The sequence below is a fragment of the Desulfosporosinus paludis genome (genome assembly GCF_045689965.1).
In the GTDB taxonomy this organism is placed as follows: Bacteria; Bacillota; Desulfitobacteriia; order Desulfitobacteriales; family Desulfitobacteriaceae; genus Desulfosporosinus; species Desulfosporosinus paludis.
The window spans coordinates 5,068,195-5,090,992 of sequence record NZ_CP144211.1; the positions used below are offsets into that span (position 1 = coordinate 5,068,195).

The following is a 22,798-nucleotide window of genomic DNA, read 5'->3' on the forward strand; positions in this document are numbered from 1 at the left end:
TATGAGGGAGTGTCGCAAAACTACTATTTTGAAGTAGCAAGCGATGCTCCCCATTTCTTTTTACTGTGGAAAATATTAAGTGGTTTGATTGCAATGCTCAATCTCTATTTTCTACTTAAATTTGTGTATAGCAAAATAAGCCTTCTAGATGAGACTGTTTTTTCGACCCCTTTTTAAGCCGTTTTTAATGGATGAAGGGGTTTACCAATTCGTTCATTCTGTATTTTAGCGTGAAGTTTATTCACGTTATACCCAAAACACAGCAGCATAAATTCAGTTTTTACACTGTTTTTACCTCGTGTCAAAAAGCGATTAAAGTTATAGTCATTTTTGAGTACCCCAAAGGCTCCTTCGACCTGTATGGATCGATTTACTCTGAGTAGTCTCCCTTTTTCGGTGGTAATGTTTCCGTACGATACCTGGCGTTTGGCCACAAACGTTTTAGATACTTGCATTCTTCGATTGCCTTTAGCTTTTGTACATTGACTTTTACAAGGACAATCACGGCAGTCTTCACATTCATAGATCGTGATTTCAGATCGGTAGCCCGTTGCCGATGTTCGATGGGTAATTCCCACTAGTTTGAGTTGTTTTCCGTTATGACAGGTGTATTCATCCATTTCTGCATTGTAAACCATGTTTTCTCGCTTGCTGATATCCTTTTTGAAGCGTTTCTTTTTCCATTGTTCATAGGTTTGCGGCTTTATGTAGCAGGTCTGCTTTTTCCCTTCGAGATAAAGATAATTCTCCTCACTCTCATAACCAGAGTCTGCAGTAACATTTTCATAATGGGCCTGTAGTTTAGATTCCAGCGTGTTTAAGAAAGGGATGAGTGTGGCTATGTCGTTACGATCCTGGAAAATTCCAACCCCTGTTACATATTCACTTTCCACGCCAATCTGAACATTGTAAGCCGGCTTTAACTGAGCGTTGCGCATATGGTCATCTTTCATATGCATGAAGGTCGCATCAGGATCGGTTTTGGAGTAGCTATTTCTTCCTTCGAAGAATTGGTGATGTCTGTTGTACTTTTCTTGACGGGTATAGAATTCCTTCAGGTCTTCTGTAAACTTTTGTAGCTTTGATTTCCGTTTTCCAATACCATGGACAAATTCAATCTGCTCTTGCTGACGTTTTTCTTCTAGGTAGGAGAGGGCCGCCTTAAGGTCCTTAAGTAACGTTTCTTTGGTTGCCTTGAAGTCCTTTAGATAGGTCAAATTGATCTCCTCAAGACAGGATTGAATTTTCAAGAACATTTTGGTCTCATTCTTAGTAACGACTTTCTTCCAGACAAACGTATAACGGTTAGCATTGGCTTCAATTTTTGTTCCATCGACAAAAAGGTTCTTAAACTCTACTTCCCCAAGCTTGTGTAAATACGTCACCATTTGGAAAAAGAGGTCTTCTATGGATTCCTTTAAATAGTTCTTCCGAAATCGAGCAAGGGTGCTGTGGTCTGGTGCCTTGCATCCTTCCAACAACCACATGAAGTTAATGTCTCTTTTACAAGCAACTTCAATCTTGCGGCTTGAGTAAATGTTGTTCATATAGGCATAGGCTACTACTTTGAACAGGATTTTGGGTTCGACTACAGGTTTTCTTCCAGTGGAAGAGTAGGCCTGATACAACGCTTCGTAATTCAATCCCTCCAAAATGTGGCTTAGCAGTCGAACTGAGTCATCCTCCGGTATTAACACATCAAAATTAAATGGTAGAACTAATTGATAGTGTCCACTTAATTCAGTATAATTTTTAGAGTGTAATTTGGTTGTTAGCATAACTCAAATTATACGACAACTGCGGGTTCTTTGGGACCTGCAGTTTTGTTTCTAGTAGGAAAAAGGGGCGTTGCTTACGAACTATTTTAGTTCGTTTTGCAACGCCCCCCTTTTATGTGGGCTAGGCATGGGTGATGAATACATGGGACCACTGAACTGAGTCGCTGACATCTGTCCTAGATTAGAAATTTTTTATAATTCTCAATATAATGTATATTGAAACAAAGAAGAAATTCGGATATACTATTATTAAAAATGTTTGTATACCATTAATACGAACACAAATAAAATTTATGAGGTGCCTGAATGGACGAAACGTACACTGATAACGAAACTAGTCCCTCTAAATATATCTGTTATAAACTCAGTCGTGTCATGAGAAAAATCAACCGTTATTACGAAAGCAACCTCTCACATTATGGACTTACGCCGTCGCAATTCTACGTATTAAGCGTAGTTTGGGAACATGACGGACTTAAGTTTAAAGATCTTGCGAAACGTTTAGAAATGGATGGATCTACGCTTACCTCCATCTTGGATCGCATGGAGCGGCAGGATCTGGTAGAGAGGAGGGACGATCCCGAAGACAGACGCTCGCTCTTGGTGTTTCTGAAACAGAAAGCTCTGGAGAACATATCCGAGATTACTTACCTCGCCGAGAAAATGGATCAAGGAATAAAGGGACGCTTTTCGGAAGAAGAGTATGCTACTTTTGAGAACGTTCTTGAAAGGCTTTTTCAAGATTAGAAAATCAAACATATCATTTAGACTGTTCGAAGAGAAAGCGTCAGAAGAAAATATAATGATGAAAAAGAACAACAAAGAGGAGGATATTTTGATGTCCCTATTATTTTCTCCTGCCCAGATAGGCACTCTTCGAGTGCGCAATCGCTTGATTATGACTCCTATGCATTTAGGGTATAGTCCTGAAGGAGAAGTTACTGACCGACTGATCGAGTTTTATCGTGCTCGGGCCCGTGGAGGAGTAGGGCTGATCATTGTCGGTGGATGCGGTATTGATAAGATTGGTAATGCCTTTGGCATGACTCAACTCGATGATGATCGCTGCATTCCAGGGCTGCGTCAATTGGTGGACGCCGTTCACGCAGAAGGTGCGAAAATTGTTCCCCAGCTTTACCAGGCTGGCCGATATGCCCATTCAGCGCATACCGGTCAACCTTGTGTAGCTCCCTCACCAATTCCTTCTCGACTTACCGGTCAAACGCCTGTGGAATTGACTGAAGAGAAAATATCTGAAATCATTGCTTCCTATGAAAGTGCTGCTAAACGTGCCCAGACAGCGGGCTTTGATGGCGTTGAAATTTTAGCCAGCGCAGGTTACCTGATATCTCAGTTCCTCTCCCCCTTGACAAACCATCGCACAGATCGCTATGGCGGAGACCTTCAGGCTCGGATGACGTTTGGACTGGAAGTGGTTGGAGCCGTTCGTCGTGCTGTCGGTCCAGATTATCCTATCATTGTTCGGGTAGCCGGAAATGACTTTATGCCCGGCAGTCACACGAATACGGAAGCGTGCCTGTTTTGTCAAGCCCTTGAGAAAGCTGGAGTGAATGCGCTCAATGTGACAGGGGGATGGCATGAAACTTCTGTACCTCAACTGACTATGAATGTACCTCTCGGAGCTTACACTTATTTGGCCTCTGGAATTAAGCAAGTTGTTTCTATTCCTGTCATCGCCTGCAATCGAATCAACACACCCGAGCTTGCCGAGAAAATTCTTCAAGAGGGAAAAGCAGATTTCATTGGCATGGCCCGACAGCTCATGGCAGATCCTGAACTCCCTAATAAAGCAATGGGTGGGAATTTCGAAACTATTCGTCCTTGTATCGGCTGTAATCAAGGATGTCTCGACAATGTCTTTCGGCTAAAACCGGTAGCCTGTTTAGTGAATGCTGAAGCGGGACGAGAAGTCGAGCTAGGCTCACTTGAGCCAACTTCAAGTCCCCAAAAGCTTTTAGTGATCGGTGCTGGGGTTTCCGGATTAGAATATGCTCGAGTTGCCGCACTGCGCGGACATATGGTCACTATATGGGAGGAACAACAAGAGCCAGGAGGACAGTTGACCCTAGCCGCAGCCCCTCCAGGACGGAAGGATTTTCTCTATCTTGGAAAGTACTTGGAGAAGGCTTGTTTGCAGTTGGGAGTAACGATTCACTACGGAATCACAGCTACTCCGGAAAGTATCATAACCGCAGTTGAAGAAGGAGTCTTTGATAAGGTTGTTGTTGCCACAGGATCATACCCCATCATCCCTTCTATTCCAAATCAGGGAACGATTAAAATTCTTCAGGCCTGGAATGTTCTTAAAGGCCATGAAAAAACTGGATCAAACATCCTGATCGTGGGCGGCGGAGCCGTTGGAGTAGAGACAGCTCTCTACTTAGCGGAAGCAAGCACCTTAGACAATGAAACCCTCCGTTTCCTCATGCTGGAGCACGCGGAATCAGAAAAAGAACTTTACCGCCTATTAACCCAAGGAAATAAAAAAATAACCATTTTAGAAATGGCCAAAGGAATTGGGCGAGATATTGGTCCTAGTACTCGCTGGTCAATGTTAGCCGATTTGAAGCGCTACGGAGTCAAGTGCTTGGATGAAACAAAAGTGGCAGAGGTATCTTCAGATGGGGTCTTAGTGGAAGGCGCAGGGGGACAAAACTTACTACCCGCTGACACAGTGATCTTTGCTATAGGCTCGCGATCTCGAAACGAGCTTTACCTAGCCCTTGAGGGAAGAGTTAAGGAATTGATAATCATAGGAGATGCCGTGAATCCCCGGAAAGCTTTAGATGCTATTCACAACGCTTATGCAGAGGCTATTCATCAGTAAGTTTTTAAAGGAGGGTTATTATGGGACACTTGATCAATACCAAAGAAGAGGTCTATCAAGCTTTAGCAGAAAGACTCAGCAGGACACCAGAAGGTGCACCGATTAACGAAGACTTAATGGCTATACTTCATCGGCTATACACTGAAGCTGAAGCGCTGGTGGGCAGCCAATTTCCTGCTCTGCCAATGACCTTGGATAAAGTTTCTGAGATCACGGGAATTGAGGTGCAAGAGCTCAAGCTAATTCTTGAGGGCATGTCGGATAAGGGGCTAGTGTTGGACATTCCCCGCAAGAATACGATTTACTACATGTTGTCCCCTATGCTCGTAGGATTCTTTGAGTACACCTTTATGCGGACAGGAGATCACCTCACCTTAAAAGAGTTAGCCGAGTTATTTGAAACGTATTTCCACAGTGAAGGTGTCCTGAAGGAGATCGCGGGTTATGACACTAAAGTCATGCGTGCACTAGTTTATGAAAATCTTCTGCCCTTAGCGGTGGAAACTGAAGTCTTAGATTACGAGCGAGCCTCAGAAATCATAAAGCAAGCTGGTGGCGGGGCTATTACGATGTGCGCCTGCCGTCATGAGGCCTCTCATTTGGGAACTGCTTGTGATGCGCCTCTTGAAGTATGTATGTCCCTTGGAGGAGCTGCTGAATGGATTGTGCGCAAAGGTCTGGGAAAACCCGCTAGTGTGGAAGATTTATTGCAAATCCTAAAACAAACGGAAGACCTAGGATTGGTTCACCTCTGTGATAACGTTATGAATAAGCCCACTTATATCTGCAGCTGCTGTGGCTGTTGCTGTAAAGTTCTCCGCGGAATCAATGAGCAACAAATCTTTGCCACTCACCCCAGCAATTTCATGCCTATAGTTAATGCAGAAGAATGTATTGGATGTGGCCTATGTGTTGATAAATGTCACATCAAGGCGATCTCTCTGACAGAACAAGCAAATGGAATGGAACAGCCTATTGTAAACATTGACCTTTGCATTGGCTGCGGAGTTTGTTCTTCTGCTTGTCCAAGCGGCGCTATGACTATGACCCGTCGACCTATTTTATTGGTTCCACCTGAGAACGGTCGGGAAAAATTAAAGCGTATGGCCCAAGAAAAAGGACGCATGTCTTAAAATAGATCACTCACGCTGACAGTTTGGTGTCTCATAAGCTTTAAATATCAGCAACTTTAAGCATCAATAGCTGAGGTGTGATTTAATCAGGCCTCAGTTATTAATTCCAACTGGTTTTTATCGATCTATTGAGGATGTTCCTGGAAAAGTGTGATACATTTCACAGCGCCTCTGCTTCGGAATTCCTATAATAAGTATCAAAGAAGAGCAGGGGGTGTGGTATTGGAATTATTGACCCGCTACATATCTAAAATGAAAGGCTACAAAAGAACAACCCCTTTGGAATCTCCTCCACCATTGGATATGATGATTACTTGGTTAGGTGCTTTTTCGGGAATAATTGCCATTGTCTTATTATCCCATCAGTTTGATTTGCCGATTGTGGCTTCCTTTGGTGCCTCAGCGGTGCTAATTTATGGAGTCCCTGACGCGCCATTGTCTCAGCCTCGAAACGTTATTCTCGGACATACAATTTCTGCCACAATTGGGGTTGCCACCTACATGACGTTTGGCTTAACATGGTGGTCCCCGGCTTTGGGTACGGCATTGGCTTTGGTGGCGATTATGCTCACGAAAACGACACACCCACCTGGAGGTGCAACAGCGTTATTTGCCGTATTAAGCAAAGCCCATCCTATTTACATCCTGACTCCAATTGCCTTGGGAGCAATCACTATGGTTATGATCGGATTACTCGTCAATAATCTCTCTCCCAATCGACATTATCCCAGGTATTGGTTTTAACGTTCCAATTAGATACCGAGAAAGGAGAACGTATGTTCAAAACTATTTTGGTTCCGACAGACGCTTCCGAATCAGCCCGGCGTGCCTTAATGACAGCTCTGGAAATTGCCCAAGAGCTTGGTTCTCAGATTGTTCTCCTGCACGTGGTTTATACTCCAGAGGCTTTAGGTTATACGTTATCAAGCGGAGTTGCCGTACCCCAGGAAGAAATAAGCATCTACGGGAGAGAAGCCTTGACAGCAGCCCTCGCTGGAATTGACACTGGGAACATAGAGATTATGCCAAAACAACTGCCGGGGCATCCTGCCGCTGCTATCCTAAAGGAGCTTGAGAGTGGACATTATGATCTAGTTATTATGGGAAGTCGTGGGTATGGACCTATATCGGGCTCATTGCTTGGAAGCATCAGTCAGAGGGTTTTAGGTAAAGCGAGCTGTCCTGTGATGATTGTTAAGTAACAAGTTTTTGATTTATATTAAATATCCTTAAGTATCCATAAATGTCCATGAATACCCCAAAATATGCCAAATTATCCCCTCTGAGGGCGTATGCAAAATGTGCTGTCGCTTCACTTGGAGAGGATTTTTATATTTAGTAACTAGACAAAGAGGAGAGACAGGTGATATTGTACATAATGTCAAATGTAGAGTAAAACACTTCGGAGGTGAATTGTTTGTCTTCAAATCAGTATAACGCTGCATCCATACAAGTATTAGAGGGCCTGGAGGCCGTGCGTCGACGTCCTGGCATGTACATAGGGTCTACCGGAAGCAAAGGGCTTCACCATCTCGCCTATGAAATTATTGACAATGCTATCGATGAAGCAGGAGCAGGATTTTGTGATCGCATTTCTGTTACTCTAAATCGAGACGGATCAATTGCCATTGAAGACAATGGCCGAGGGATTCCTGTGGATATTCATACAGGAAAAAATATTTCAGCAGTGCGCTTAGCCTTTGAAACGCTCCATGCTGGTGGTAAGTTTGACGGAGATACTTATAAGACGTCTGGGGGGCTGCACGGTGTCGGGGCCAGCGTTGTCAATGCGCTGTCCGAGTCTTTGACTGTAGAGATTAAACGCGATGGCAAGCTTTATCGAGTGGAATATGTTCATGGCGGGGAATTAAAGTCTGATCTGAAAATCGTAGGGAAAAAGATAAAAGGAACTGGAACAACTGTGGTCTTTAAGCCGGATCCTTTAATTTTTAAAGAAACTACCATTTTTAAATATGCCACCTTGAGAAGCCGTTTGATGGAGTTATCGTTTCTTAATAAAGGACTAACGATAATCCTTACGGATCAGCGAGGGGAGATGAAGTCGGAAACTTTTTCTCAGCAACAGGGAATTATTGGTTTTGTTGAGCATTTAATCATGGAGGCCGGAGTTTCATCTGTCCATAAAAAACCAATTTATTTTATGGGCGAGAAAGAGGATGTCATTGTGGAGTGTGCCCTTCAGTATAATGATGGAGAGGATGAATCATTGCACTCTTATGTCAACAACATCCCGACCGACGAGGGAGGCACTCATGAATCTGGATTTCGCACAGCCTTAACAAAGGCGTTTAATAATTACGGCCGAAAAAATAATCTCTTTAAAAAAGATGAGAGTCTTATCGGGGACGACCTTCGAGATGGCTTGACATGTATACTATCCCTGAAAGTGAAAGATCCTCAATTTGAGGGGCAGACTAAAACAAAACTTTCCAATCTTGAAGTTGAGGGAATTGTCCAATCTCTTACCAATGAGGGGATAAGTCAATTCTTGGAACAAAACCCCTCTCTGGCCAAACAAGTGATTAACCGAACCTTAACGACCTGCTTGCTCAGACTTGCTGCGAAAAAGGCCAAAGAACTTAAAAAGAAAGCCCGTGATGCTGAGGTTAAAGCTTTAAGCGGTAAATTAGCAGCTTGCAGCGGTAAAGATAAAGCCCGCAATGAACTTTTTTTAGTTGAAGGAGACAGCGCTGGCGGTTCAGCTAAAATGGGTAGGGACCGACGTTTTCAGGCCATACTTCCTTTGCGTGGGAAAGTTATCAATACCTACCGGGCTAAATTAGACAGGGTTCTGGAAAACGAAGAAATCCGAAGTATTATTACAGCGGTGGGTTCGGGGATTGGCAAAGAGTTTGATTTAGAGAAGGGCAACTATGCTCGTGTCTGCATCATGACAGATGCTGATATTGATGGAGCGCACATCCGGTGTCTGTTGTTGACATTTTTCTACCGTTATATGAAACCGCTAATTATAAACGGCCGGGTTTATATTGCTCAATCGCCTCTTTACAAAGTTGAAAAAGAACGCGGTAAGATTACTCGTTACGCTTTCGATGATGAGGAGTTAAAGAAACAACTTAAGGAATTGGGAAAAACGGCGAAGATTTCGCGCTATAAAGGACTTGGAGAAATGAACCCTGAACAACTTTGGGAAACAACCCTGAATCCTGCAAACCGACGCATGGTTCAAGTAACTATAGACGATACCTTAGAGGCGGAACGCAAACTCAGAATTCTGATGGGTGAACAAGTTGAACCTCGGCGTGATTTTCTAATGGAGAATATCGTCTTTACCGACGATGATATGTGATGTGAAAAGGGGAGTAACACCCAATGAATACGATAGAAGAAACAATTAGTCAACGCCCATTGGAAGAAGTTCTGCCTGAGGCATATTTAGGCTATTCAAAACATGTGATTTTGCAGAGGGCAGTTCCGGATGTTCGAGATGGGCTTAAACCTGTGCATCGCAGAATTCTCTATTCAATGGATGAAATTGGGATGACTGCGGACAAGCCTTACAGCAAGTCCGCTCGTCTGGTTGGAGATTGTATGGGGAAATACCATCCTCATGGTGACTCGTCCATCTATGATTCTGCAGTTCGCATGGCTCAGCCCTGGGCCATAAGATATCCTTTAGTCGATGGGCAAGGAAATTTTGGTTCGATTGATGGAGATAATGCAGCAGCCATGCGTTATACAGAAATGAGAATGACTCCCTTATCTCAACTAATGACTCAAGACCTTGATAAAAATACTGTTCTTTTCAAAGCCAACTATGATCAACGGCTGAAAGAACCTGTCGTTCTTCCGAGCCCTTTCCCCAATCTTTTAATCAATGGGGGCTCAGGAATTGCCGTTGGAATGATGTCGAACATCCCACCACATAATTTACGAGAAGTTGTTGCCGGTGTTATTCTGCAAATTGATCGGCCTGAAGTGAACATCGAAGACCTCTTAGAGAAGGTCCAAGGACCAGATTTCCCCACTGGTGGGTTGATTATTGGCAGCGAGGGAATTGTCAACGCCTATACAACTGGACGCGGAAAGGTTACGATGCGTGGTAAGGCAGTGATTGAACCAAGCAGAAATGGCAAAAATTCTATCATTATTACTGAAATCCCTTTTCAAGTTAATAAATCAACCTTAGCTGCAAAGATCGAGGCTCTTGCCGATTCCGGAAAGATCAACGGGATCAGTGAGGTCCGAGATGAATCGGATCGTGAAGGAATCAGACTTGTTGTCGAATGCCGCAAAGATGTAGATCCCCTTGTTATTTTGCGCAGCCTTTATAAGTTCACTCAAATGGAAGAGACTTTTGGAATCATCAATCTTGTAATCACAGCTGATGGAACACCGAAAGTCCTAGGGCTAAAAGAAATTAATGCAGCATTTATCGAACATCGCAAAATAGTAGTTACCAAACGAACAGAGTTCGATTTAGAAAAGGCTCGTCATAAGATCCATCTCCTTGAAGGTTTAGTGATTGCCATAAATCATCTCGATGAAGTGATTGCCATTATTCGCTCCAGTAAAACACCAGCATTGGCTAAAGCAGCACTCATCACGCGTTTTGAATTCTCGGAAGTTCAGGCCCAAGCAATCCTTGATATGAAGCTCCAGACCCTCACAAATTATGAGCTTGAGGGGATACGTGCAGAGCACGCAGAAACTTTACGACTTATTTCGGAATTAGAAGGGATACTTGCCGACGTATCTAAGGTCTACCAAATTATTAAAAATGAACTAAAAGAGATTGCCGAAAAGCATGGGGATGAACGAAGGACCCTTATTTTACCGGAAGAAATGAGGGAAGAGTTTGACCTAAGTTCCTTTGAGGAAGCTGAACACCCCTTTGAGGTCCTGCTTACCAAACAAGGATTTATTAAACGAATTCCGCTGTCACTCAAGAAAGCCAAAACAACTTCTTCGCTGACTTTCAAGGATGGCGACAGTTTAGCTGCCAGAATCTCTGCCACGGATCGGGAAACACTCTATTTCTTTACTCAGTCGGGAAATTTCTACAGTATAAAAGCTAAAACAGTTCCAGAAGCAGGGCCAAAAGAGAAAGGAAGCTCGCTGAACAATTTACTCCAACTACCTGCGAAAGAAACTGTTATTTCCATTGTTTCTTTAAAAGAGGGAACGGACCAGAGTTACTTTATTTTTGTAACCAAAGATGGATTAGTTATGAGGAGTCCGGTCAGTGATTTTGTTAACGCGCGTAATACCGAAGGCATGGGAATAAAAGAAGGAGATGCTTTAGTAAAGGTAATTTTAAGTACTGATCAAGAGGAATTATTCCTTGCTACCTATAAAGGGCAAGCGATTCGTTACCCACTGGCGGATATCAATCCTATGGGGCGTAAAGCTCGTGGCCTCAAGGGGATCACCTTGAATGAGAACGACCGGGTTGTCGATGCCTTAGTATTAACAATGTTACCTGAAATTCCTCAAGGCGACCTGGTAACTCTCACTGAACGAGGATTTATCAAACGAACGTCCTTCGAAGAGTTTAAACCCCAAGGTCGAGCCGGGAAGGGAATAATGATTGCTAAAGTAAATCCTGATGAGATTGGCTTCATCGTTGGAATCGTTCAAGCCAAAGAGGAGGATGTGCTTCAACATTCTTCAAATGGACGGTAATGTTACAAAACTTGAGATGAAAAACCTTAAAACTGAGTCCCGAGCAAAAGCTGGAACACAGTGGGTACCAGTTTTGCAAAACAATTATACGGTGGGGATTTTTTAGAAGTTTGATCTTTCGGCGAGAGAAATCTTGAATAAGTAGATTGTTGCAGCAACATACTATGGACAAAACGTCGGTTAACGGGGGGATGAAACGAATGGAAATTTCCGATGTTACAGTTAACGGTTCAGGGTTTGATCCAGAATACAACTTTAACAACTATGCTCTAACTCTCGTCTTTCAAAACAACGGAAATGAAAAAACTGTAAGGGCCAATTTAAGGTATTATCCCGCAAGCCGTGACTGGGATCTAAATCCTATTTTTTACGAGTATTCGGAGGAAGAAAAGAAAGAATTAATTACACAGATCATTGAGAACGAGAATTTTAAAACAGTTTTCGAAGATCAAGCCCATACCTTAATGGGATAAATCATGAGAATGGAAGAATGGGAGCCAAACAGGAGGAAGTATATGAGTCTAAACACCTCCGTTTGGCTCCCGTTTTGCTATTTTACATGTCATCATCTTTAAATGGAGTAAGAATAAAACATTAGACAATTAAGTGATCCACAATATAGAACTAAAAAAAGGATTTAGCGGATAGTTATCGAATAAAATAAAGTTTCATAAATTCATGTAGAGGATTGGTGCCTTCTGACACAAAATGACGACAACTTAGCTTTCAATCCATCACGCTTAACGTCTCCAACGGGTTATTTAGCAAATAAACAAGGGAGTCGCTGGAAAGCCGGATTAATTTGGCTTAAGGAAAACATCTTCTTTTCTTTCGTCACAACTCTGACACTATTAGCGAAGTTCATCTTGTTTCTAGGGCTTGTAAATAATGATAATGCTTCTAAATTCGATTTAACCAAAGCATTGTTTAGTTTCAGCTCGCCCCCTCCGCTCCTTGTCTATGTTTCCATGATCCTAGTCCCTATAAGTCTTGGTTTCTTATTTCGGGGACGCTCGCGTTTCTGGTTTCTACAGATATGTAACTTTTTGATAACCCTATTACTTATTGCCGATTTAATGTATTATCGTGGATTCAATAGCTTTTTATCTCCCTATATTCTTAGTCAAACCACGAATCTTGATAATTTGTCGAGCAGTATTGTTTCCATGCTGCGTCCCGTTGATTTATTAATGATCTCTGATCTCACGATATTCTTAATAATCGGAATCATTTGGAGAACATATTCTCGACGAGCACTACGCAGCCCATCTGCCTTTTTAATGACTTTGGTGCTTGCTATATCCTATATTTATTATCAACATGTTCAACTTGATCTGCAAGGAAAAGGGGAACAAATGTTATTTAGAGTCTCCTGGTCTCCGAATCAAACGATGTCTAATCTTTCTCCTTTAGGCTACCATGCGTATGATCTTTATAATTATTATGAAAACAAGCAAACACGAAAAGTCAGCCAAGAACAAACTGCAGAAATCAAGGATTGGTTTAAGCAAAAACAAGAAAATCTGCCACCAAATCAATTCGCCGGATTGTTCAAGGGCCAAAACCTTATTGTTATTCAAGTTGAGTCCCTCGAAAACTTTGTGCTTAACCAAAAAGTTAATGCCCAAGTAATAACCCCAAACGTCAATAAGCTCTTAGCTAACAGTTTATATTTTTCCAATTTCTACGAACAAGTTAATAATGGCACGAGCTCGGATGCTGATCTTATGACCAACACTTCCGTATATCCCATACGAACAGGTGCTACTTTTTTCCGTTTTCCTAATAATACATATAATTCGTTACCTAAAATGTTGGCGGAGAAAAAGTATAATACGATAGCCATCCATCCTGACAAAGGAGCATATTGGAATTGGATGCCTGCCTTAAAGGCCATAGGCTTTCAACAAACGATCGATGTTACTCATTTTAACCAGGATGAAAAAATCGGATTAGGGATCAGCGATGGGAGTTACCTGAAACAAATCGAACCTATGTTAGAAAAGGAAGAAACGGAAAAGCAACCTTTCTATAATTTTATCGTCACATTGACGAGCCATAACCCTTTTGATTTACCGACGCAATATCGTAAACTTAACTTAAGTGAAGAAATGAATCAATCGAAACTGGGCGGATATTTTCAAAGCATTCACTACACAGATGAACAGCTTGGCTATTTTTTAAAGGCCCTTGATCAAAGTGGAGTATTGGACAATTCTGTCGTCGTTATTTATGGTGATCATACAGGAGTTCACAAATATTATAATGACGAAGTTAAGCAAGTCCAACCTCAAGAAACATGGTGGCTGGATGACAGTAAACGAATCCCACTGATCATTTACCATAAAGGAATGTCAGGTCAGCACTTTACGGTCACTGGGGGGCAAATTGATACTTTGCCTACAATAGCTTATTTGATGGGAATTGATGAAGGTAGTTATACGAATACTGCTTTTGGACGAAATCTTCTTAATACTAAAAAGGATTTTGCCGTCTTGGCAAATAAACAATATATAGGGCAAGCAGCTGCGCAAAGCGAGAAGGATCGAGAAATTATGGGCATAGATCTCGCCAATCTCGTGATTGAAAGAAATTACTTTAAAGACTTGGGATATAAATGAGCAGGACTTTGCCGGTTTTCGACGAAATGATCATGAAGTAATTGTATTAAATAAGGAGTGGTGGTTTGCTTGACGGAAAAACAACGTGTTATTCAAGAATACGTTCCTGGAAAACAGGTCACGATGGCACATATTATACCGAATCCTCAAGGAGATATTCATGAGCGTCTGGGGATCTCAACAACGGGTGCGATTGGGATTATGACCATTACTCCTAGTGAAGCCGCTATTATTGCCGCTGATGCTGCCAGTAAAGCTGGGGATATTGAATTAGGTTTTTTAGACCGCTTTACAGGCTCCTTAGTGATTACGGGGGATGTTTCCAGTGTTGAAGCAGCTCTTCATGCCGCTGTTAATACCCTTGTCAATATTCTTGGGTTCTCAGCTACCGAAGTGACTAGAAGCTAATGGGTAAGATCTTACTCATAGGCGGCATTGGAGCAGGGAAGACTTCGTTAAAACAAATGCTTATGAATGAACAGGTCAGCTATCAAAAAACCCAAATGCTTAATTTTTCCCAAACTTTTATTGATTGCCCCGGAGAATATCTGGAGATACCCCGCTATTATCATGTCTTAATTGATGCAAGTCACCAAGTCACTGAAATTTGGGCTTTACAAGATGCTACGAAACAAAGAACCTTTTATCCCCCTAAATTTGCTAAAGTTTTTAATAAACCCGTTGTTGGCGTTATTACCAAAATTGATCTACCTAAGTCCAGTCTTGAGCAGGCAACTTCTTATTTGACTTACGCAGGAATCAAAACGCCCTTTTGTCCGGTATCAATTATTACAGGAGAAGGGATTGAGCTTTTGCGTCAGCGATTGGAAGGGTTGAATGGATTGTCAAACCATTGAACGATTATGCACTGAGTATACGAATTTAACCAAGTCCCGCGAACTGGGCAGATTTTTGCGAATAGGCGCTAATAGCTAAAGGCCTAACATGAATGCTTAAGCTAAACGTCGGTTTTCCTATAAAGGGTAGCACCAGCGAAGCTGTCACTTCGCTGGTGCTACCCTTTATAGATCACCCAATAGTGTTTAACAACCCCAACTAAAAATAGTACAACATATTTACGAACAATTATATTGACTTAATATTTATAATTAGTATAATATTAATTAAATAAATAATACATAAATGTTCAATTGCATAACAGAACCAACGTTAATCGTAAAACGAAAGGAGGGATACTAGCATAATTGCTCAACAAATAAGTATACAAATTATTAGGGGATATTTTAAAACGGAGGTGCCGTGATGACTGAACTCATTTTATCTAGATTACAGTTCGCAGTGGTTTCATCCTATCATTTCTTGTTTGTACCCTTGACACTGGGGCTGAGTGTTTTAGTGGCCATGATGGAGACATGGTATGTACGGACCGGTAATGAGACGTACAAAAAAATGACAAAGTTTTGGGGGAAATTATTCCTCATTAACTTTGCCATGGGTGTTGTGACCGGATTAGTGCAGGAATTTTTATTTGGAATGAACTGGTCTGAGTATTCACGATTTGTTGGGGATATCTTCGGAGCACCTTTAGCCGTTGAAGCTTTACTTGCTTTCTTTATAGAATCAACCTTCTTAGGTTTCTGGGTTTTCGGCTGGGATAAATTGTCCAAAAAGGTACATGTCCTAAGCATTTGGCTTGTAGCTATTGCTACAAATATATCAGCACTCTGGATTTTGATTGCCAATTCCTTTATGCAAGAACCAGTAGGATATGTTTTACGCAATGGCCGTGCAGAGATGACCGATTTCTTAGCCCTGATTACTAATCCACATGTTTTTTATCAGTTTCCCCATACCGTGCTTAGTGGTTTTGTAACGGGAGCCTTTTTTGTCATGGGAATCAGCGCTTACCATTTATTGAAAAAGAACCATCAGGAAGTTTTCCGGCGTTCGTTTCATATGGCTGTGATTTTTGGTTTAATCAGTGCCTTCGGAGTTGCAGGAGTAGGGCATTTACAAGCTATGCATCTTGTGCAAGCACAGCCCATGAAAATGGCTGCCGCAGAAGCTCATTGGGAGACAGAAAATCCGGCTGGGTTATTGCTCTTCGCCTCCATCGATGAGCAAAATCACAAGAACAATTCCGGTCTTGAAATCCCTGGCTTGCTAAGCTTCCTTTCTTACGATAGTTTTACTGGGGAAGTTAAGGGAATTAATGAGCTTCAGGCTGCTGACATCCAACAGTATGGCCCAGGCAGCTATATCCCACCGGTAACTCCTTTGTTCTGGAGTTTCCGAATTATGTTGGCAGCCGGAATGTGGTTGGTTTTGGTCCCTCTCCTAGGGCTGTATTTCTACAAAACAAAACGTTTAGACCAAAAGACCTGGTTCTTAAAGGTTTTACTATGGACAATTCCTATACCTTATATCGCCAATACCTCGGGTTGGTTCATGGCTGAAGTTGGACGCCAGCCTTGGATAGTTTACGGACTACAAAAGGCGGAGGCAGGTCTATCCACCTCAGTTTCGGCAACATCTGTTCTAATCACTTTTATTGGCTTCATCGTAATTTATGGAGTCTTGGCGGTGGCTGACGTTTACCTCTTACTTAAGTATATAAAGAAGGGACCGCAAGAGGCTGACACGAAACAATCGCCGATAAGTGGAGTAAAGGGGGCGTCATTGTGGACTTAAACATCCTCTGGTTCATACTCATCACCGTCTTGTTTGTAGGATTCTTCTTTCTGGAAGGATTTGATTTCGGCGTAGGGATTCTGCTTCCTTTCCTAGGGAAAAACGATGCGGAGCGTAGAGTGATCATCAATACCATCGGGCCTGTTTGGGACGGAAACGAGGTCTGGATGATTACGGCCGGTGGAGCCATGTTTGCCGCATTTCCCAATTGGTACGCAACGTTATTTAGTGGCTTTTATCTGGCTTTGTTTTTAGTCTTATTCGCTTTGATTATCCGTGGTGTTGCCTTTGAATTTCGCAGCAGCGACAGCAGTCCCCGTTGGCGAAGAAGCTGGGATCGGATGATCTTCACAGGAAGTTTTTTATCCGCGCTCCTCTGGGGAGTTGCCATGACAAATATCGTGAAGGGCGTGCCGATTGACGCCAAAATGCAATACGTTGGGACCTTCTTTACCCTGCTTAATCCTTATGCCCTCGTTGGCGGTTTGACCACGCTGTTGGTTTTCACGCTTCATGGCGCCTTGTATCTCAATTTAAAGGCTACAAGTGAGATTGCTGACCGGTCATCGCAAATTGCCAAGAAAGTTGCCTTGATTGGAATCCCCGTTGTTCTCCTGTTTGCGGCATTAACCTATTTTCAGACGGATCTGTTTGCTAATCCGGGAGCCGGTATCACTTTACTTGCAGCCGGAGCAGCACTTATCTTAACCAATATAATGATACGTTCTCAAAAAGGTGGCTGGGCTTTTATTACCAATAGTTTAACGATTCTTCTGTTTACTGTAGCTTTGTTCTGGGGGCTTTTCCCACGTGTGATGATTTCCAGTCTAAATCCCCAATGGAGCCTAACCATCTATAATGCCTCGTCCAGTCCCTACACACTGAAAATTATGACGATCGTTGCCTTAACCTTAGTTCCGATTGTACTTTTATATCAGGGCTGGAGCTATTGGGTCTTTCGTAAACGCGTCACCGAAAAAGAGCTTCACTATTAAATCCGTATCCTATAGAATGAGGGGGCAAGAAGAGTCTTGCTCCTTCATTTTCGCTTGATTTTCCTAATTACAACGGTATGCTTAAGGGCGAGTTGATAGAGGGTTGATAACTATTGCTTCTCCTCCTGGATGAAGTGAGGTAAAAGCGCCAAAGATATGATAATAAAAAAGCAACAAAGAAAGCACAGACTGGGAAACTGGCGACTAAGGGGATGAGGAAATGTTTGATAAACGGTTAATTCGAGAGGGGAGACCGGTCCGAAGATATTTGCTGCTTACAATCGGGACGGGAATCGTGATCGCCTTGTTGGCTGTCGCCCAAGCCTGGTTTTTCTCCCGCATCGTGGCCGGGGTCTTCCTAGAGGGAGCTACCCTCAGGATCGTCTGGAATCCCCTTCTGCTGATCCTGGTCATCATTGTATTAAGGTCAGTTTTCCAATGGCTCGCTGAAATAAGCATTCATGAAGCGGCTTCAAGTATCAAGGCGAGTTTACGAAAACGTTTAATGAGCCATATTGTTTCTCTAGGACCTATATATGCTCATGGAGAAAGGACAGGGGAGTTAATCACAACTGCGGTGGATGGAATTGAATCTCTCGAAGAATACTTTACCAAGTACCTTCCTCAACTAATTCTAGCTGCAGGAATACCTCTTCTTATCTTAGGATTTGTCTTTCCCCTGGATTGGAAATCAGGCCTAATTCTTCTTTTGACGGGACCGCTTATTCCAATTTTTATGATGTTGATTGGAAAGCTGGCAGAGAAAAAGTCCTTAGCGCAATGGCAAAGTTTAAGCTGGATGAGCGCTCATTTCTTAGATGTTTTGCAGGGCATGACAACACTTAAGGTGTTTGGAAGAGCGAAAGATCAAACACGGGTAATAGCCCGAGTCAGTGACTCTTTTCGGATCGCCACACTTAATGTTTTACGGATTGCTTTTTTGTCTGCACTTGTTTTAGAGCTTTTGGCTACAATGAGTACAGCCTTAGTGGCCGTATCTATTGGTTTAAGACTAGTCTATGGAACTCTTTCCTTTTCAGTGGGTCTGTTTCTTTTGCTCCTAGCGCCTGAATTTTATACCCCCTTAAGAACCCTTGGTTTGAATTTCCACGCTGGGTTGTCTGGAGTTAACGCAGGTATACGGATTTTTGAGATTCTCGATCTCCCTCTGATGGAAAATCACGATTCAGATAAAACGATCCCTGAAAAGAATAGCTCCCTTAATGATAGCGATGATCTTCATATTACGTTTCAACAAGTAAGTTTAACCTATGAACAGGGAGAAACTCCTGCTTTACAAGGAATTAACTTATCTCTGCTGTCTGGAGAAAGGATTGCCCTCGTCGGACCAAGCGGTGCCGGCAAATCATCCGTTGCTCAGCTTTTATTGCGCTTTATTGAGCCTTCAGACGGTAAAATTCTTGTTAACGGAAAGTACCTTGAAACAATTTCGTTAGATCACTGGCGGCAGCAAATTGCTTATGTCCCCCAAAATCCCTACCTTTTTTCAGGAAGTATTGCGGAAAACATTCTGATCGGCAAGCCTTCCGCAACAAACGAAGAACTTATAAGAGCTGCACAACAGAGTTATGCCCACCAATTTATTATGAAGCTGCCAGACGGGTATCAAACCCTTCTGGGCGAGGGAGGGACTCGCTTAAGCGGCGGACAGGCTCAAAGACTGGCAATTGCCAGGGCATTCTTAAAAGATGCGCCCCTGCTTATCTTAGATGAAATGACGTCATCCCTTGATTCAGAAAGTGAGCATGAGATCCAGCAAGCTTTACAAGGTCTTTTACAGGGCAAAACTGCTTTAATCATCGCTCATCGACTCACGACGGTTCGTCAGGCAGACCGGATCATCGTGATGGAACAGGGGCAAATTAGAGAACAAGGCAATCACGAAGAATTGATGGCGAAGCGGGGACTCTATAGCCGTATGGTTGCTGAATATCGGGGTGAAGCGCTTTGAAGAGTATGAAGTGGTTAATCGGTCTAATGCTGCCTTTTTGGCGCCGAATTCTGCTGGCCACAGTGTTAAGTACACTCGCAATCTCGAGTCATATCGGCCTCATGGCAACATCGGCTTATCTACTGTCCCGGGCAGCACTTCATCCACCCGTCCTTGACCTGATGGTGACTATTGTTGGAGTGCGCTTTTTTGGACTTGCCCGTTCGGTTTTTCGCTACTTAGAACGCTACATGTCTCATGACGTAACCTTTCGGGTCTTAAGCCAAATCCGGGTGAAGTTTTACCAAGGGTTGGAGCCGCTGGCTCCGGCACGGTTGTTAAACTTTCGCAGTGGAGATCTGTTAAGCCGAATTGTAGCGGACGTAGAAACTCAGCAGAACCTCTACTTGCGGGTTTTTGCACCACCCATTGTCGCTTTATTTGTCCTCTTGGGATATGGGTTCTTTTTGGCTCATTATGATGAACGTTTTGCTTTTATTCTCGCAGCCTGCTTTCTGCTGGGTGGGCTTGTAATTCCTTATGCAGTCAAATTTCTTAGTCAGGGTTCCGGACATCAAATCGTCCATTTAAAAGCAGAGCTTGCTGCTCAGGTCGCTGATAGTCTTCTAGGGATGACTGAACTTGTAGCCTATGGTCAGGCACAAACACACTTAAACAAAATTCAGGGTACGGGCCAGGAACTAAGGTCGGTACAACGCAGAATCGCTTGGCTTTCCGCCCTGTCTTCCGCTTTGACTGGACTGGTTGCCAATCTTGGCCTATGGCTCGTGCTCGTTCTGGGAATTCTTCTTGTAGAACAAAGAAACGTCAGTGGAGTCGACTTAGGGATGTTGGCTCTGGGCACCTTTAGCAGCTTTGAAGCTCTCTTTCCGCTAGCCCTTGTTCCGCATTATTTTGAACAAAACCGTGCCGCTGCAGATCGCTTGTTAGAGTGTATCAATGCCGAACCTGCCATTCAAAATAACAGTCCTGTTTCTCTCATACCTGAAGACATGAGTCTTTCGTTCCAAGATGTGAGCTTTCGCTATGAGCAAGACGAACCATGGGCTTTGAATCAACTATCGTTTCAGATTCCCCACCAAGGCAAGGTAGCCATCGTTGGTCCAAGTGGGGCCGGCAAGACGAGTGTGGTAAATCTCCTTCTTCGTTTTTGGGAATATGATCAAGGAAGCATTTTATTGGGTGGGCATTCGCTGCGGGAATATTCTCCCGAAGAAGTTAGGAATTTTATCGGTGTAGTGACTCAACGAACCCATATATTTAACGCTACGATCCGTGAGAATCTTCTTATGGCAAAACCTGAGGGAACGGAGGAAGAACTCATTCAAGCGGCCCGGCAAGCTAAACTCCATGAGTTCATTTTATCTCTGCCTTTAGGATATGACAGCTACGTCGGTGAAGGGGGATTTAAGCTCTCAGGGGGGCAGCGACAGCGTTTAGCGATTGCTCGGGTTTTATTAAAGAACGCTCCGATCTTAATCCTGGATGAAGCGATGGCCGGCCTTGATCCCTTGACTGAACGAGAAGTCATGGATGAAATCTATCAACTCATGGAGGGACGCACTACCTTAGTGATCACGCATTCCCTTTTTGGATTAGAAACGATGGATGAGATTCTAGTTCTGGAATATGGGCAAATGGTCGAACATGGAAAACATGCAGAGCTCCTCAAACACACTGACCTTTATCGGAAGCTGTGGAGCTACAACGATTTTGGGTCAATTTGACTACTCTTCACTCTCAGTTCCCGGCCCTAAAAGCAAGTCAGCCTCATGGGAGGGGAGAGTCTGAACATCTTTCAGCTTACGCGCAATAGTCCGAGATTTTCGAGTTGCCGTATCGATAGTGTTACTGGCTTCTTGAAGTTTCTTTTGGGTTTTTTCTAATATATCCACAAATTTACCAAATTCGGTTTTTACCGCTCCAAGTAAGTTCCATACTTCGCTGGAGCGTTTTTCAATGGCTAACGTCCTGAAGCCCATTTGCAGGCTGTTCAAAAGGGCCGCTAGAGTGGTAGGACCAGTAATAATGACTTTATAGTCTCGTTGAAGCAATTCACATAAACCCGGGCGGCGCAAAACTTCGGCGAATAATCCTTCAACAGGTAAGAACAAAATACCGAAATCCGTGGTGTTGGGGGGATCAAGATATTTATCGTGAATACTCTTACCCTCTGACCTTATACGGTTTTCCAACGATTTGCCCAGCTCTTCAATGCGCGGAACATTAGCTTGTTCTTGAGCTTCCATCAATCGCTCATAGTCTTCCAAGGGAAATTTAGCATCGATTGGCAGCCAAAGGATACTGTCTTGGCCATCGCGCGCCGGAAGCCTTATGGCATATTCAACGCGGTCATTGCTGCCGGCTTTCGTTATAACGTTGGTATCATATTGTTCGGGCGTAAGGAGTTGCTCAAGCAAATTCCCAAGCTGAATCTCACCCATAATCCCTCTTGTTTTAACATTTGTTAGGACTTTCTTTAAATCTCCAACTCCAGAGGCCAGAGTATGCATTTCTCCAAGCCCTTTGTGCACCGCTTCAAGTCTTTCACTGACTAACTTAAAAGATTCCCCTAATCGTTGTTCAAGCGTGGCACTAAGTTTTTCATCGACGGTGGCACGCATCTGGTCCAATTTCTGGGCGTTATCTTGTTGAATCTGGAAAAGTCGTTCCTCCACAGTCTGGCGCAAGCGTTCTAATTTTAGATCATTGGTTTTCGTGAGAGAACCTAACTGAGCAGAAAAGATGTCCAATTGGCTGCGCTCAAGAGCTGCGATTTCAGCCATACGTGCCAGTATGGAATCGTTGAATGAATGGACGGTTTGGATAAGCTCTTCACGGGCCTGCCGAGCATTAAGCGTTGATTCTTCACGATTTCTGGAAATTTCCCCATTAACAAGCCGCTCGCTGCGCTCAAGACTCTTCTCAAGCAAGTCAAAATTACTTCGGAATTGAACAAAGGAATTCCTCGACGATCGATATACAAGGAGTATCAGAAGGACTATTGAAATACAAACAAGAACAATTAGGGCGGTAAGTACTAGATCTTCCATTAAGAATGCCTCCTAGATTAATAGTCTCAGTAATACATTAACACACTCGGGAGACAATTCTGGGTTTATAAAAAAATTC

General features: G+C 43.1%; 16 protein-coding genes and 1 pseudogene. 15 read left to right on the forward strand and 2 right to left on the reverse strand.

Going from position 1 to position 22,798, the window contains the following annotated elements; genetic code table 11:
• Positions 1–173: 173 nt before the first annotated feature.
• The gene (locus VZF35_RS25115; RefSeq protein ID WP_407307550.1) at positions 174–1,778 is read right to left on the reverse strand and encodes an IS1182 family transposase; all 1,605 of its coding nucleotides are present in this window, start codon (positions 1,776–1,778) and stop codon (positions 174–176) included.
• Between the two features lie 306 nt (positions 1,779–2,084).
• On the opposite strand from VZF35_RS25115, the gene VZF35_RS25120 reads away from it, so the two are divergent.
• From VZF35_RS25120 to cydC, 15 genes and pseudogenes are all read left to right on the forward strand, one after another.
• Positions 2,085–2,525 (forward strand): MarR family winged helix-turn-helix transcriptional regulator, encoded by a 441-nt coding sequence (locus VZF35_RS25120; protein ID WP_407309207.1) that lies wholly within the window; start codon positions 2,085–2,087, stop codon positions 2,523–2,525.
• A gap of 91 nt (positions 2,526–2,616) precedes the next feature.
• Positions 2,617–4,626, forward strand: a complete 2,010-nt coding sequence (locus tag VZF35_RS25125) for an FAD-dependent oxidoreductase (protein ID WP_407309209.1) — start codon at positions 2,617–2,619, stop codon at positions 4,624–4,626.
• A 20-nt stretch (positions 4,627–4,646) separates the two neighbouring features.
• Positions 4,647–5,759 (forward strand): 4Fe-4S dicluster domain-containing protein, encoded by a 1,113-nt coding sequence (locus tag VZF35_RS25130; protein WP_407309211.1) that lies wholly within the window; start codon positions 4,647–4,649, stop codon positions 5,757–5,759.
• Between the two features lie 252 nt (positions 5,760–6,011).
• The gene (locus tag VZF35_RS25135; RefSeq protein ID WP_407314822.1) at positions 6,012–6,503 is read left to right on the forward strand and encodes an HPP family protein; all 492 of its coding nucleotides are present in this window, start codon (positions 6,012–6,014) and stop codon (positions 6,501–6,503) included.
• Between the two features lie 32 nt (positions 6,504–6,535).
• Positions 6,536–6,961: a universal stress protein gene (locus VZF35_RS25140; protein ID WP_407309213.1), complete on the forward strand. Its 426-nt coding sequence runs from the start codon at positions 6,536–6,538 to the stop codon at positions 6,959–6,961.
• A 215-nt stretch (positions 6,962–7,176) separates the two neighbouring features.
• Positions 7,177–9,090 carry a type IIA DNA topoisomerase subunit B gene (locus VZF35_RS25145; RefSeq protein WP_407309215.1) on the forward strand — a complete coding sequence of 638 codons (1,914 nt, stop codon included), beginning with the start codon at positions 7,177–7,179 and terminating at the stop codon, positions 9,088–9,090.
• A 23-nt stretch (positions 9,091–9,113) separates the two neighbouring features.
• Positions 9,114–11,532, forward strand: a pseudogene (gyrA, locus tag VZF35_RS25150) (DNA gyrase subunit A).
• An 85-nt stretch (positions 11,533–11,617) separates the two neighbouring features.
• Positions 11,618–11,899 (forward strand): hypothetical protein, encoded by a 282-nt coding sequence (locus VZF35_RS25155; protein ID WP_407309217.1) that lies wholly within the window; start codon positions 11,618–11,620, stop codon positions 11,897–11,899.
• A gap of 603 nt (positions 11,900–12,502) precedes the next feature.
• Entirely contained in the window at positions 12,503–14,047 is a 1,545-nt protein-coding gene (locus VZF35_RS25160; protein WP_407309219.1) for an LTA synthase family protein, read from the forward strand.
• Positions 14,048–14,116: 69 nt separating this feature from the next.
• Positions 14,117–14,455 (forward strand): ethanolamine utilization microcompartment protein EutS, encoded by a 339-nt coding sequence (eutS, locus tag VZF35_RS25165; RefSeq protein ID WP_407309221.1) that lies wholly within the window; start codon positions 14,117–14,119, stop codon positions 14,453–14,455.
• On the forward strand, positions 14,455–14,904 hold the full coding sequence (locus tag VZF35_RS25170; RefSeq protein WP_407309223.1) for a EutP/PduV family microcompartment system protein: 450 nt from the start codon (positions 14,455–14,457) through the stop codon (positions 14,902–14,904). The genes eutS and VZF35_RS25170 overlap by 1 nt, the downstream gene beginning before the upstream one ends.
• Positions 14,905–15,310: 406 nt before the next feature.
• Positions 15,311–16,699 (forward strand): cytochrome ubiquinol oxidase subunit I, encoded by a 1,389-nt coding sequence (locus tag VZF35_RS25175; protein WP_407309225.1) that lies wholly within the window; start codon positions 15,311–15,313, stop codon positions 16,697–16,699.
• Complete coding sequence (gene cydB / locus VZF35_RS25180) at positions 16,690–17,694, forward strand: cytochrome d ubiquinol oxidase subunit II (protein WP_407309227.1); 1,005 nt, start codon at positions 16,690–16,692, stop codon at positions 17,692–17,694. The genes VZF35_RS25175 and cydB overlap by 10 nt, the downstream gene beginning before the upstream one ends.
• Before the next feature lie 220 nt (positions 17,695–17,914).
• Positions 17,915–19,666 carry a thiol reductant ABC exporter subunit CydD gene (cydD, locus tag VZF35_RS25185; protein ID WP_407309229.1) on the forward strand — a complete coding sequence of 584 codons (1,752 nt, stop codon included), beginning with the start codon at positions 17,915–17,917 and terminating at the stop codon, positions 19,664–19,666.
• The gene (cydC, locus tag VZF35_RS25190; RefSeq protein ID WP_407309231.1) at positions 19,663–21,393 is read left to right on the forward strand and encodes a thiol reductant ABC exporter subunit CydC; all 1,731 of its coding nucleotides are present in this window, start codon (positions 19,663–19,665) and stop codon (positions 21,391–21,393) included. Before cydD ends, cydC begins: the two co-directional genes overlap by 4 nt.
• Here cydC and VZF35_RS25195 read toward each other — a convergent pair whose 3' ends face one another.
• Positions 21,394–22,719 carry a DNA recombination protein RmuC gene (locus VZF35_RS25195; RefSeq protein WP_407309233.1) on the reverse strand — a complete coding sequence of 442 codons (1,326 nt, stop codon included), beginning with the start codon at positions 22,717–22,719 and terminating at the stop codon, positions 21,394–21,396. It abuts the gene before it with no gap.
• Positions 22,720–22,798 lie beyond the last annotated feature (79 nt).